Source organism: Nodosilinea sp. P-1105 (assembly GCF_012911975.1).
Classification (GTDB): Bacteria; Cyanobacteriota; Cyanobacteriia; order Phormidesmidales; family Phormidesmidaceae; genus Nodosilinea.
On sequence record NZ_SMDQ01000014.1, the window covers coordinates 1 to 12,414 of the forward strand.

11 protein-coding genes are annotated in these 12,414 nt (G+C 56.2%); 6 read left to right on the forward strand and 5 right to left on the reverse strand.

Annotated elements, in window-relative coordinates; translation table 11 throughout:
- Nucleotides 1-193: 193 nt before the first annotated feature.
- Nucleotides 194-1,504 (reverse strand): ABC transporter substrate-binding protein, encoded by a 1,311-nt coding sequence (locus E1H13_RS08470; RefSeq protein WP_169612978.1) that lies wholly within the window; start codon nt 1,502-1,504, stop codon nt 194-196.
- A gap of 322 nt (nt 1,505-1,826) precedes the next feature.
- Between E1H13_RS08470 and E1H13_RS08475 the strand changes: the two genes are divergently transcribed.
- From E1H13_RS08475 to E1H13_RS08485, 3 genes are all read left to right on the forward strand, one after another.
- On the forward strand, nt 1,827-2,765 hold the full coding sequence (locus E1H13_RS08475) for a hypothetical protein (protein WP_169612979.1): 939 nt from the start codon (nt 1,827-1,829) through the stop codon (nt 2,763-2,765).
- A gap of 315 nt (nt 2,766-3,080) precedes the next feature.
- Nucleotides 3,081-4,010: a DMT family transporter gene (locus E1H13_RS08480; RefSeq protein WP_169612980.1), complete on the forward strand. Its 930-nt coding sequence runs from the start codon at nt 3,081-3,083 to the stop codon at nt 4,008-4,010.
- Between the two features lie 195 nt (nt 4,011-4,205).
- Nucleotides 4,206-4,559, forward strand: a complete 354-nt coding sequence (locus E1H13_RS08485) for a phenylpyruvate tautomerase MIF-related protein (protein WP_169612981.1) — start codon at nt 4,206-4,208, stop codon at nt 4,557-4,559.
- A gap of 14 nt (nt 4,560-4,573) precedes the next feature.
- Here the strand turns inward: E1H13_RS08485 and E1H13_RS08490 are convergent, their stop codons facing one another.
- From E1H13_RS08490 to E1H13_RS08500, 3 genes are read right to left on the reverse strand one after another with little or no spacing between them, the layout of a single operon-like run.
- Entirely contained in the window at nt 4,574-6,055 is a 1,482-nt protein-coding gene (locus E1H13_RS08490) for a TrkH family potassium uptake protein (protein ID WP_169612982.1), read from the reverse strand.
- Nucleotides 6,056-6,718: a TrkA family potassium uptake protein gene (locus tag E1H13_RS08495; RefSeq protein WP_169612983.1), complete on the reverse strand. Its 663-nt coding sequence runs from the start codon at nt 6,716-6,718 to the stop codon at nt 6,056-6,058.
- Entirely contained in the window at nt 6,715-7,143 is a 429-nt protein-coding gene (locus E1H13_RS08500; protein WP_169612984.1) for a TrkA family potassium uptake protein, read from the reverse strand. The genes E1H13_RS08495 and E1H13_RS08500 overlap by 4 nt, the downstream gene beginning before the upstream one ends.
- A gap of 205 nt (nt 7,144-7,348) precedes the next feature.
- On the opposite strand from E1H13_RS08500, the gene E1H13_RS08505 reads away from it, so the two are divergent.
- Nucleotides 7,349-8,068: a response regulator gene (locus tag E1H13_RS08505; RefSeq protein WP_169612985.1), complete on the forward strand. Its 720-nt coding sequence runs from the start codon at nt 7,349-7,351 to the stop codon at nt 8,066-8,068.
- Nucleotides 8,069-8,239: 171 nt separating this feature from the next.
- Here the strand turns inward: E1H13_RS08505 and E1H13_RS08510 are convergent, their stop codons facing one another.
- Complete coding sequence (locus tag E1H13_RS08510; RefSeq protein WP_169612986.1) at nt 8,240-10,120, reverse strand: DNA polymerase III subunit gamma/tau; 1,881 nt, start codon at nt 10,118-10,120, stop codon at nt 8,240-8,242.
- Nucleotides 10,121-10,612: 492 nt separating this feature from the next.
- Here E1H13_RS08510 and rnhA point away from each other — a divergent pair, with 492 nt between their 5' ends.
- Together rnhA and gshA are read left to right on the forward strand one after the other, a co-directional pair.
- Nucleotides 10,613-11,122, forward strand: coding sequence for a ribonuclease HI (gene rnhA / locus E1H13_RS08515; RefSeq protein ID WP_169612987.1), 510 nt, complete (start codon nt 10,613-10,615; stop codon nt 11,120-11,122).
- A gap of 102 nt (nt 11,123-11,224) precedes the next feature.
- A complete protein-coding gene (gene gshA / locus E1H13_RS08520; protein ID WP_169612988.1) occupies nt 11,225-12,376 on the forward strand; it encodes a glutamate--cysteine ligase in 1,152 nt (383 codons plus the stop codon).
- The last annotated feature ends 38 nt before the right edge of the window (nt 12,377-12,414 follow it).

Below are 12,414 nucleotides of genomic sequence, written 5' to 3' on the forward strand. Positions count from 1 at the left end.
TCCTTGAGTTGCACCATACACCTGCTCTGTCAGAACAGTGCAAATATACTGAAATTCTGTTTATCCGAACAGTATTGCATGGCGTTCCACCCAACCTGCGATGCTTCTAGAACTCCGGTACAGAACCCCGGTTTCTGGGCCAGAAGGCCAGTCATGCCGTTAGGGCAGTGACGAAGCAACCGGGTTGTTAACCCTACTGAACTAATTGCTCTGGGTCGCTCAGCCATGCCCGTGTCTCTGCTGCTGCGGCCGTCATTGCCGCCTCGGGGGTGGTCTGCCCCACCAATACCTGCCACAGGTGGGCCTGCAAAATCCGCGACACCTGGTCATACTGGGGAATCTGGGGCCGAAAGACGGAGTTATGCTCCAGAATCTCTAAGATCTGAGGGAAAAAGGGATACTGGGCCACGATTTCCGGGGTCTCAAACAGGGCCGTGCGGCTGGGTAAATGGGCCGAGCCCAGCACAAACTGGCGTTGGGCAGCGGCGCTGGTGAAATAGGTGATCGCCCGTTCCGCCGCCTGGGGGTGAGCTGCATTGCGGGGAATGCCAAATCCCCATCCCCCCCGGCAGGCCTGGGACCTCCGCCCAGAGGTGGCAACCATGGGGGCCAGGTTAACCTGGTGCTGCAGGGGCGACTCCTCTTGCTGGGCCAACTGCCAAAAGGCGGGCCAGTTGCGCACAAACAGGCTCTGGCCATCCAGGAATTGATTAAACGACGCCGTTTCCCCATAGCTGGTGACCAATTGGGGGGAAATTCCCTGGCGAATGGTGTCGGCTAAAAACTGGGCAGCCGCGATCGCCGCTGGCTGATCCAACCCCACCTCCTCTGTGCTGGGTTCAAGCCAAAACCCCCCGTGGCCGGCCAAGACCTCCACAAAGTTGGCCACCAGCCCCTCGTATTCCCGCCCCTGCCAGAGATAGCCCCAGGTTGTCCCCTGGGCCTGGGTCCCCTGGGCCTGGGCCACCAAGTCGGCAAAGGTTTGGGGTGGCTCGGCCCCCACCTGGGCCAGCAGATCAGTGTTATAAAACAAGAGCCCCACATCGGCCCGAAAGGGTAGCCGGTACAGACGGTCCCCATAGCGCCCAGCCGCTAACTCACTGGGGATAAAGGCGGCCAGCTCATCCTCGGGCAATAGGGTAGAGAGATCTTGCAGCCAGCCTTCACTGGCAAACCAGGGCAGCCAGACCACATCCATATACACCAGGTCATGCTGGGGGCTACCGCTACTCAGATCAGCGCTATAGATGGCTTTGACCTGGTCCGTACTGTAGGTGCCTTCCACCAGTTGCAGCCGAATGTCAGGGTTTTGGGCTTCAAACTCAGCAATCAACGGCTGCCAGGCGGCGGCTTCATCCAGCGGCACCACAAACGACAGCAGGGTCGGCTGGGCCTGGGGCCAGGTCCACCACCAGGCCGCCAGGCCTAGCAGTTGGGCCAAGAGCAGGCCCGTGAGACAGGCGATCGCCAAGTGATGGGGAGCTTTGACAAAAAAACGGCGCATGATGGGGGGCTCCCTAACGCTGCACTAGAATGCTACCGCTATCTTTAGAGGTTGTTTGAAAAAGGTGATCCCAGGTATAGTTTGCCGCCAAGAGGCCGTCAACTCGCTGACGCTTGAGGACGTAGGGCTACTCTATATCTCAATATCCTCAGGCAAGAGTGATAGTCCTGATAGAAACTTCATCCCTAGGGATGTCTCATAGGGCACAATAAGGAAAAGATGAATCCCAGACATAACCTGTCTGACCCGATATTAACCAATCTGGGATCAGGCTCGTACCGTTACCCCCCGCCATTGAATTACTTGAATTACTGCCGTTGCTATGGTTAGGCCCATCAACCGTCCGATCATCCACCACTTGAGGGAAATCAGCTGCACAGCGCTTGCTAGCGTTATCTTGATGTCAGGGGCGATCGCCCAACAGGCCATGGCCACCCCATCGCCCTCGGCGGGGACGCATACCACTGCCGCCACCACCACCGGGCAGCCGAAGCAACATCAAGCATCAGAACAACGGCCCACGGTACCGGCCCTGCCTGCTGATATTCCTACCGCCATTGAGCCTGACGAAAACGGTATCGTCGGGCTTATGCCCCAGCCTAATGATGACCTTGGCATTGGTCATCTGCGACCGGCTGACCTGGATTCCTTAGCCGGTAACAACTGGCGCAACAGTCCCTTGCTCAACGCCCGCTGGCTGCGAGGCACAGCTTTGCCCATTTATGCGGCCCCTGAAGGGGATCCCTGGGGCTGGTTAGTTAATGGCTGGTTGCTGTCTGACGGGCATGACCCCTTGGCCATTGGTCGCGATGCGGCTTTTTCGATGGTGCAGGTCAACCGGGGACTCTACACCTTTCCAGTGCTCGAGCTGCGCGATGATGGCTGGTTTGAGTTTCAGTACACCCCCGCCGGCAGTGCCTGGGCCCATGTTAGCCACCTCAATCTAGGGGCCAATACCCTAGTGGTTGAGGCTTGGGAAGACTACCTGCCAGCGGTAGATCGGGTTGAGTTTCGGCGTTTGGGTGTGTCTCAGCCAGTGCGCTCTGCCCCCAGTGCCAGCGCCTCGCTGCAAGCGTTAGTGGGGCCTAATAGCCTGATTGAACCCCTAGAAGTTGCAGATGACTGGCTGCGGGTGCGGGTGGTTCAGCCCGCCAATGGCTGTACGCCGCTGCCTGGTTCCGGTAGTGCCGAGGGTTGGGTGCGCTGGCGTGACGACACCGAAACCCCCCTGGTTTGGGTGGCTGTCGACGACTGTCTTTAGGGGCTCAGCCCATCAGCTTTGGCTTGACAGACCACTAGTACTGCCTGGCCGAAATATGGCCACCTTTGCTGGGGGTGTCAGGTGCTAGGTGACAGGTAACATGACGGGTTGGCCGATTTATGCCACCGGGTACTACTGGTCTGAGGCAGAAATCAGTCTATTGTTCAGGACGCTTAAAATCCTTGGGCAGCCACAATTTTTCACCTTGAACTTTGCATTTTTAATTCCGCGTAGCGGTACTAGGCTTAGGGACGCCTCATCCACATATGAGAGGATAACCCTGGATATCAATGATTTTCAGGAGTAGCGCAGACTGTGGGCTATGGGCTTGTTTTGCTGGCCGGGGTTTTCTTCTGTAGCCAGAATTTAATTGTGCGGGTGCTGTTCACCCCATCCAGCTTGCTGGGTCACCTGGAAACTGGGGGCTTTGTGGCTCCGACCCTGGCTAATTCGTTTCTGCTGCTGTTTATGCGGATGGCCGTTGGTGTACCGCTGATGCTAGGGCTTTTGCCCCTGGTCTACCCACGCTTGTGGTCTGATCTGCGTCAACTGCATCAACCCCGCTCTCGTCCAGACCTGATCCTGGCCCTGACGGGTGGGGTGCTGATGTTTAGCTACCTGGCGCTGCTGTATGTGGCCATTGGTCGGGTTGCTGCTGGCATTGCCCTGGCCCTATTTTTCACCTTTCCGGTGTACACGGCATTGCTGTCATGGGCCTGGTTTGGCCACCGTCCCAGTGGCCTGCGCTGGATCATTATGGGGGTGATCTTGTTAGGCAGCAGTCTCACGATGCCTCAGGATGGCACAACGGTGGATAGCTGGCTGGGGGTAATCTTTGGCTTGGCCTCTGGGCTGGCCTATGCCCTGTATTCGGTAACAGCCCAAAGGGCGTTTGAAACCGTTCACCCGGTACCGTTTACGACAATCAGCTTTGCCACTACCCTGGTGCTGGCCACGGGTAGCCTCCTGGTCTGGCGCAGTGACCTGAGTGGTCTGGCCTGGACGGCTCTGTGGATGGGTGGGGCGCTATCGGCGATCGCAACGGTGACTGGCCATGTGCTCAACAATCTGGGCATTCGCCTGGTAGGGGCCACGGCCGCGGCCATGTTGGGGGCTGCCAATCCGGCGTTAACCGCTGTGCTAGCTTGGGTGGGGCTACAAGAACAGCTCACCCTGATCCAGGGGGCCGGGGTAGCGCTGGTGACAGGGTGTGTGGCCTTGCTGGCTCTGAGCAAACCGGCCTGAGCCTTAACATGGTCTGTCAAGCCGGACGTGACGGTGCACGGTTCACGGTCTACGGTTCACGGTCTGCGGTTCACGGCTCGCCTTACCGTATACCTTGCACCTTGCGTCGTGAACCCCAAGTCCCACCTCCCGTCATTATTTTTTGGGACTCAACCCTAGCGGTATGCTGATCTAAGACGTTACCACTGGACCATCATGCCTCTGATTAAAGTACAAACTTCGGTACCCGCCCCCGACAAAACCCAGGTAGAGGCCATGCTAAAAGACCTGTCCGCCAGCCTGTCTGACCATCTTGGCAAGTCAGAGTCTTACGTCATGACCGCCTTTGATGCTGATGTGCCGATGACCTTTGGGGGCACTACCGACCCAGTCTGTTACATCGAAATCAAGAGTGTCGGCACCATGGGCGGCAGTAAAACCAAAGCCATGAGTCAAGATTTTTGCGCCAAGGTGGAAAGCGCCCTGGGGGTGCCCCAAAACCGCACTTACATTGAGTTTGCCGATGCGGCGGGGGCCATGTGGGGCTGGAACGGCAGCACCTTTGGCTGATTTAGGGTTGGAGACTACTTCCTGGACAAGACCGGACCCATATCGCGCAACATCCGAGTTAAGCCCACAAATACCGTAAAAAACTCTAGCCGCCCTAAAAACATTGCAGCGATTTGGGTCCAGAGCAAGGTGACAGGGGCGTCAGGGGCGGTGACCCCCACCGATAGACCCACGGTGCCGATAGAGCTTGCTGTCTCAAACAGACTCTTGTCTAGGGCATAGCCGTGGGCGGACATAATCAGGGTGAACAGGCTGAAGGTAGCGAGGTAAAGGAACATAAAAACGGCGACTTGCCGAACTTGGGTATCCTTCAGAAACTGACGACGGTCACTTTGCCATAAGGAGGGTTCACCGACGACACGATCCGGTTTCAACATCTGCTGAACTTCCCACAGCAGACTGCGGTAGAGCATATAAATACGAAGTTGTTTGATGCCCCCAGCTGTGGAACCAGCACCACCGCCGACTAGCATCAGCAAAATCATCATCCCCCAGCCTAAGCTACCCCAGTCGTCATAGCCCACGGTCGAAAAACCGGTTGTAGTAAGGGCTGAGACTGTTTCAAATAATGCTACCCGAATGGCCTTGTCCAAACCGCTGTAGATTGGTAAAGCCACAATAGTTAGAAGCACTAGCGTGCTAATACCAATTAGAACAGTTTGTAGGCGTACCTGACCGTCTCGCCACAAACTCTGAAATCTGCCGGTCAAGGTAAAATAGCTCGTGACAAAGCTAAGGCTGCCTAGCAGCATCAGGACCAGCGTAACAGCTTCAATCAGAGCGCTATCCCAATGGCCAATTGATTCATCTTGGGTAGAAAAGCCACCCGTAGATAGGGCAGCAAAGGCATGGTTGACCGCATCGAACCAGCCCATCCCTGCGAGCACTAATGCCAGGATACCGAGGGCTATGTAGCCAAGATAAATCTTTAGTACTAGTTTGGCAGAGCGGCGCACATTAGGGGCTAGCTGTTCGCTGCGACCCTCAGCGCTCGATAGCCCTGAACCCGACGGCCCGGCAATCGCGCTCAGGGTGATTATCGCTAACCCGGCACCGCCAAGCAATTCGGTAACACTACGAAACAGCAAGATCAGCCGAGGGGCTTGGGTGACATCCACTACTGACAGTCCGGTAGTGGTCCAGCCACTGGTCGATTCAAATAGGGCCTGGGTAAAGCTAAGCCCTGAGATCCTCAAAAAAGGTACTGTTCCAGCCAGAATGGCCAGTATCCAGGCCATTACCACAATCACAGACCCCTCTTGTAGGGTAAGGCTGGCTCCATTGCGAGGGCGTAACCCTTGCCAGGCTGCTCCACCCAATCCTATGAGCAGGCCCCCTGGCAGCAAAAACCCCATCGCCAGCGTCCACTCTTCCGGGTAAGCCAGTAAGGCCAGCAGTGGCGACAAAATACCAACACCTGCAATCAGGCAGACAAGACCGGTATAGGCAGCGATCGCCCGATAACGTTGGCGCAGAAATGTTTGATAGCGCCCCATTTAGCTGGTCTCTCCTACGATCACGCTGTAGACCGCCTCGTAGGTCTCAGCCCGGCTAACCACCACCAGGCGATCGCCAGCGGCTAAGCGACTACTACCTTTGGGGATGAGTAAATTTCCCTGGCGCACAATGCAGGCAATGATAGCCTCGCCAAGGTTAAGGTCTTGTAGGGTCTGCCCTACGGCCAGGTGGTGTCCCTGGAGGGTGAGTTCTACTAGCTGAACATTGCCATCGGCAACCGGAACCAGTGCCTTAATATCTTGGTAATCGGTCTGCTGCTCAATCAGATGCCCTAGGATTTCTGTAGCTGAAAAGACTACCGATACCCCTAGCTGACGAAACACGGGTTGGTTATCGGGGTCATTGACCAGGGCAATGGTGCGAGGTATGCCAAACCGCTTTTGGGCAATTTGACAGGTCACCAAATTATCTTCATCTTGGGCAGTGAGGGCTAGCAAGACATCTGCCCGATAAGCTCCGGCATCTTCGAGCACAGCCGGGTCGCTGCCATCACCATGGAGCACCGTAGCCTTGAGCTTGTGAGATAAGGCGATCGCCTCCGCTTGGTTAGGGGTAATCAAGGTCAGAGTATAGCCTTTGGCGACAAAGTGCTTGCCTAGAAAATAGACCAGCTTTTCTTGCCCAATCACAATTACTCTCATAGGGCCATCTGCATATCTTGGGACAGAATATCCAGAAACGTCTGGGCCGACAGCTGGGTTGGACTAATGGTGGCGATACCAAAGTCTTTGTAAATTGCCTCGCGCATCGGATTGTAAACCCGAGCCATGACTACTGGTACATCGAACATGATCTTGGCCACCTGGGCCACCATCAAATTTAAGTTGTCCTGGTCGGTTACAGCCAGCAGGCAATCAGCCCGCTCAATATTAGCCTTTCGTAAGACGGTCATTTCAGTGGCATCTCCGGTAACCTTAAAGCCGCTAAACTCCAGTGCTAGATGCCTGAAAGCGCTATCTTGGATATCAATGGTCACTACGCTGTGGCCAGCGCTACTGAGCTGGCTTGACAGCAGTGCCCCTAACCGGCCACATCCGACGACTACGAAATAACTCGATTTAGCCATAGACAGCGACGTTTTCCAGAAAACACTACCTAGGGCACCGTTAACCTGTTAGCCAGAGCAGCTAAGAGTACATTACCCCTATCCTGAACTGACTGCCTGGCAGATCTCCAGTCCCCTCAACGCTTTATTGAGTAGTATATAGGCAGGTAGTACCATTGTTTTTACAGTGAGGCTTCCCACTTTTTGGCTGGTTAGAAAATCTGAAATGACGACTGCCCCCAGTAGACCGATCGATCAGCAAGCAAGCGCCCATGTGCTGGTCATTCATCATGAGCCGGAAACGCGATCGCTACTTACACAATATTTGCAAGCGGGTGACTACCAGGTTTCTGCCGTAGAAGACTGGGATACAGCTTTAGGCAGTCTTCAGCAGCGGATGGCAGATGTGTTGATTTTAGATTTGGCTATGGTGCAACAAGCTGAAGGCGATCGGCTAGGTTCACTGTTTGCCCAGTATCCCACCCTACGTTTAGTGGTCATCGGCGATGGTTGTAGCTTAGAAGACGCTATTGGGGCGATGAAGCAGGGTGCTATGGACTTTATTGACGAGCCGCCAGGGTATCTCCAGCGACCTTTAGAAGCAGACCGTATTCAAGCAGTGGTTGCCGAAGTATTGCAACGCCCCTTACCCTCCCCAGAGGTTTCGGTAGACTACGACGAGTTGATCCAGCGGGCACAGCAATGGGCCCAAAATAGCGATTTTCATCGTGCCCGCGAGATCATCCGAGAAGCGCTCAAGCAGGCCCCCAACCGTCCTGAAGGCCTGACATTGCTAGGGCAAATTACTGAGTACCTGGGTGATCACAACGAAGCGCTCAAGTACTACCGGGCGGCCATTGGCCTCGACCCAACCTACACAGTGGCTAAACAAAACTTAGATCGAGCTGTGATGCACCCCCGCACCCGCCCCAATTTTGATCAGTAGCCTGGGCTCTGCCCTAGGGGCACCTCGAACAACTGCCTTGAATACGCCTCTTGTTGGACCTATTAAACCAAGCCCCAGTTCAGACGTGGAGTTCTGCTTATGGAAAAACGCCAGATCCTGAACTGGACTTGGTATAGGTCCGGGGTAATAACTTTTGACTCGGTTAAGCACCTAAAAGGGGACATCCCGATCGGGGTGGGACGGCTGGCTGGCGGCTCCGTTGTGGCTGTTGGCTCTCCCCTCTTTTAGTAGCGTATCAACATCATTATCTATATCGACATCGACCACCTGGCCGTTAAAGAACTGGGCGAAGTTTTTCACAGCCCGGTCAAAATCACTGGCAATTTCTGGCATCAACGGAGCGGCTGGTTGTTGATTGGCAGAGGCGGCTGGCTCTATAGTGGGCGGCGCAGGGGACGAGTTGCTGGGGGATACGGCCTGGTCGTGGGGCACTGGTGGCGGCGGCGACTCTGGAATAGACGGCGGTGAGGTCGTTGGCTGCCGACCTGGGGCCCCAGAAATATTGGGGGCTGGGGCCTCAGGCTTTGGGTCGAGTAGCACCTCCAGGGACACCTGCACCTTTTGCTGAACCACCTTTTGAAAGGCGGCCTCAATATTTTCTACCCGGCCCTGGGCCATCTTAAACAGGGGCTTGGAGCTAATGCCAATGCGGGCCACGGTGCCGTCGTAGAACAGCAGGCTACCCTGCTGCTGCATCAGGGCGCGAGTGCCCAGGGGCTCGAGTACAGCGATCACTTGCAGCCAGAGTTGATCGAGGTTGGGGTCGGGGGTGTCGGCGGGTGGGGGAGTGGGGGAGTGGGGGAGTGGGGGAGGTGGAGAAGATGGGGGAGATGAGGGAGTGGGGGAGTGGCCTGCCCTGAGCGGAGTCGAAGGGGGGAGTGGGGGAGTGGCGGGAGATGGGGAGGAGTTGGGGAGGAGTTGGGGAGTGGGGGCGCTGATCAGAGTGGAGGGTAAGAGACCGAGCAGGGAGACTTCTAGCCAGAGGCGGGGTTGGGTGGTGTTTTTCACCTGCACTTCGGTGGAACGCAGGTGTTGCTGCCCCTGCAACAGCAGAGCAATATCTAGGTCTTGGGCTAGGGTTTGCATGTCGGCCCAGGTGGGGGGGGTAATGGCTACCAGGTCTTGGCGATCGCCCGCAGTTTTGGCAATCAGTAAATCTCGATAGAAACCGGCCAAGTTTTGTAGCACAATCAGGGGCTCGCGCCCTCGGTCCATCAGCTTACGGGCTTGCTCAAGCACGGCCGTACCGTTATCACTGACGATCGCCTGGACCAGGGCTAACAGATCCTGCTCTGGCACGGCGCCGACCAGATCCCAAACAGCATCTGCTTCTATGGGGGGCTCCAGCAGGCTGAGTTGATCGAGTAAGCTCTGGGCATCCCGCAGCCCCCCCTGGGACACCTGGGCGACGAGCCGTAGGGCTTCATCGTTGATGTCGATGGCTTCTTGGGATGCGATCGCCCGTAAATGCCCAATCATCGGCTCCAGGGGAATGCGCCGATAGTCAAACCGCTGACAGCGCGAAATAATTGTCGGTAGCACCCGTTGGGGATCCGTGGTTGCCAGCACAAACACCACATTGCTGGGCGGCTCCTCCAGAGTCTTTAGTAGGGCGTTAAACGCAGCAGTGCTTAGCATGTGGCATTCATCAATAACGTAGACCTTGTAGCGGCACTGCACCGGGGCAAATTGGGCTCGTTCGATCAATTCCCGGATGTTGTCGACGCCGGTGTTGCTGGCGGCGTCGATCTCGATAAAGTCGAGGGCCGAGCCGTTGGTGATCGAGCGGCAGGTCTCGCAGACGCCACAGGGCTCTGGGGTGGGGTGGTCCTGACGAACACAGTTGAGGGATTTCGCCAAGATTCGGGCGCTGGAGGTTTTGCCTGTGCCCCTAGGGCCGCAGAGCAAGTAGGCGTGGGCAATGCGCTGCTGCTGCAAGGCATTGGTCAGGGTCGTGGCGATCGCATCTTGCCCCACCAGTTCGCCAAAGGTCTGGGGCCGGTACTTGTGGTGCAGGGGTTCGTAAGCCATAGCACTAAGATACCTTGCCCCATGGTCCCATGGCCCTATGGCCACCCGGCTTAGCCATAGATCACTCGATGATCAGAATGTCCATATCTTGGCACGAGCAGTCAGACTGACCCTGGCAAGAGTAACCGATACGTTGCTGGACTTTCTGGGCCAATCTCCTGACTTGGGTCACCGCTGCCGAGATCGCCTGGCAAGGGGTAACTGGCCGAGGCCCCAATGAGGCCCCTAAGATACCTGATGGGCACGCAAGCTTTGCCCATCCTATGGGGGTATTTTGTTATCCAGAGATTGCCTTAAGCGATCCGGCATCGCCTGTTCCACTTGGGCCGATTTTTCTAAACCGTCTACCAACTGCCCCATAGCGTGGGCAATTAACCGATTATCCTGACGGGTGGTGGGGTAAATATCCTTAAGATCTAGCCGCAGGCTTCAAATTCAGCCAACTCTCGTAGCATCATGGGACAGACCTAGCGATTGGAAAATGTCATAAATATGTCAATTATTCAAAAAATCTACACCGATGGTGCCTGCTCCGGAAATCCCGGTCCAGGGGGCTGGGGCACCGTGTTGTACTTAGCCGAGGGGGGGGTCCACGAACTCGGTGGTCGCGACGCTCAAACCACCAACAATCGCATGGAAATGCAGGCGGCGATCGCTGGGCTAACCCTCCTGCGCGACAGTGGCCAAACCCAGCCCATTACCCTCCACACCGACAGCGAATATGTGCTGAAGGGCATCACCCAGTGGATCAAAGGCTGGAAGCGCCGGGGCTGGGTAAACTCTGCCAAAAAGCCGGTGCTTAACCGCGATCTGTGGGAGATCATGGATCAGCTCCATGCAGAGGTAAATCAAACCCTGGATCGTCCGGTGCAGTGGGTTTATGTGCGGGGTCATGCCGGGGACCCTGGTAATGAGCGCTGTGACACTATCGCCCGAGCGTTTGCCACCAACCGTTCCATCGAGTTGGAAACCGCCGACTTTCCTAGCGTCGTTAGCTTGTAGTCAAATCATTGGGAGCCGGTCGATTTAGCTCATCAGTTTCAGCTTCAACGGCTCCCCTGTCGATACTATCTATATAGAGTGCTTTGCCCAGTGAGGAAAACTGTGCTGCTGTCAAAAGGCTTCGAAGTAGAAATGTATACCGGTACCCCCGCCGGGGAGATTGTTGGCCTCTCCGATCGGATTGTGGCTGACCTAAATGGCTTTGTGCGGGAGCCAGACAGCCGCAACGTCGAATACACCACCCCGCCCCTCTGCCAGTACGAAAAACTACTATGCGAACTGGTGCGGCCCCGCCACGAACTCCGACAGTACCTGAAGGGACTTGGCAATTACACCCTGGTGCCGGGCAGTACCCTCGCCCTAGGAGACACGAGCGCATTCCATCGTTCGGATCCAGGTAACCCTTACCATGCCTATATCGAGCAGACCTATGGCACCACCGTAGTGACCGCCAGCATCCACATCAATATTGGCATTTCCGATCCAGAAACCTTGATGCGGGCCTGTCGCCTGGTGCGCGTAGAGGCCCCTCTGTATTTAGCCCTTAGCGCCGCCTCGCCATTTTTGGCTGGCGAAGTGACTGGCTATCACTCCAGCCGCTGGCAGGTATTTCCTAAAACCCCGGCTGTTGTTCCCTTATTTGAAAGCCACGACCACCACATTCGTTGGATGGAAGCGCAACTGGCTGCGGGGACCATGCAGAATGTGCGCCATTTGTGGTCCTCGGTTCGGCCTAACGGCGATCGCCGCCCCTACAACCTTAATCGCCTGGAACTGCGCATTTGCGACTTAATTAGCGATCCTATCGCTCTGTTAGCGGTTACAGCTCTGCTAGAAGCCCGGCTGATGCAGCTCATGGCCAATCCAGATATGGATCCCTTAGTCATGAGCACCCTACCCAAGGCCACCCGCAATCAAGCCTTAGTTGCCCTCAGTGATGCCAATGAAATGGCCGTGGCCAAGCATAGTCTGGACGCTGAACTGCACCACTGGCAGGATGGTCGTCCGATTCTGGCTCGAGATTGGATTCAACAGCTCTACGACCAGGTTTGGCCCATCGCTAAAGCCCATGGCATCAGCTGTTTTCTCAGCCCGGTCAAGAAAATCCTCCGGGAGGGCAACGAAGCCCAACGTTGGCTGCGACAGTACGAGTCAGGGCAGTCGGTCCAGCACGTTATTCAAGGGGCGATCGTGGCCGTTGGCACCCATGAAGGGCGACTTGCCAGGGACCTCTGTGAGCCCTGCGCGGCCTAGATCTAGGCCGCCATTACCTTTGCCGTATTTATACTGGC

Coding starts and splice junctions, on each gene's coding strand:
- E1H13_RS08470 (WP_169612978.1), bottom strand. CDS start 1,504: ATGCGCCGTTTTTTTGTCAAAGCTCCCCATCACTTGGCGATCGCCTGT.
- E1H13_RS08475 (WP_169612979.1), top strand. CDS start 1,827: ATGGTTAGGCCCATCAACCGTCCGATCATCCACCACTTGAGGGAAATC.
- E1H13_RS08485 (WP_169612981.1), top strand. CDS start 4,206: ATGCCTCTGATTAAAGTACAAACTTCGGTACCCGCCCCCGACAAAACC.
- E1H13_RS08490 (WP_169612982.1), bottom strand. CDS start 6,055: ATGGGGCGCTATCAAACATTTCTGCGCCAACGTTATCGGGCGATCGCT.
- E1H13_RS08495 (WP_169612983.1), bottom strand. CDS start 6,718: ATGAGAGTAATTGTGATTGGGCAAGAAAAGCTGGTCTATTTTCTAGGC.
- E1H13_RS08500 (WP_169612984.1), bottom strand. CDS start 7,143: ATGGCTAAATCGAGTTATTTCGTAGTCGTCGGATGTGGCCGGTTAGGG.
- E1H13_RS08505 (WP_169612985.1), top strand. CDS start 7,349: ATGACGACTGCCCCCAGTAGACCGATCGATCAGCAAGCAAGCGCCCAT.
- E1H13_RS08510 (WP_169612986.1), bottom strand. CDS start 10,120: ATGGCTTACGAACCCCTGCACCACAAGTACCGGCCCCAGACCTTTGGC.
- rnhA (WP_169612987.1), top strand. CDS start 10,613: ATGTCAATTATTCAAAAAATCTACACCGATGGTGCCTGCTCCGGAAAT.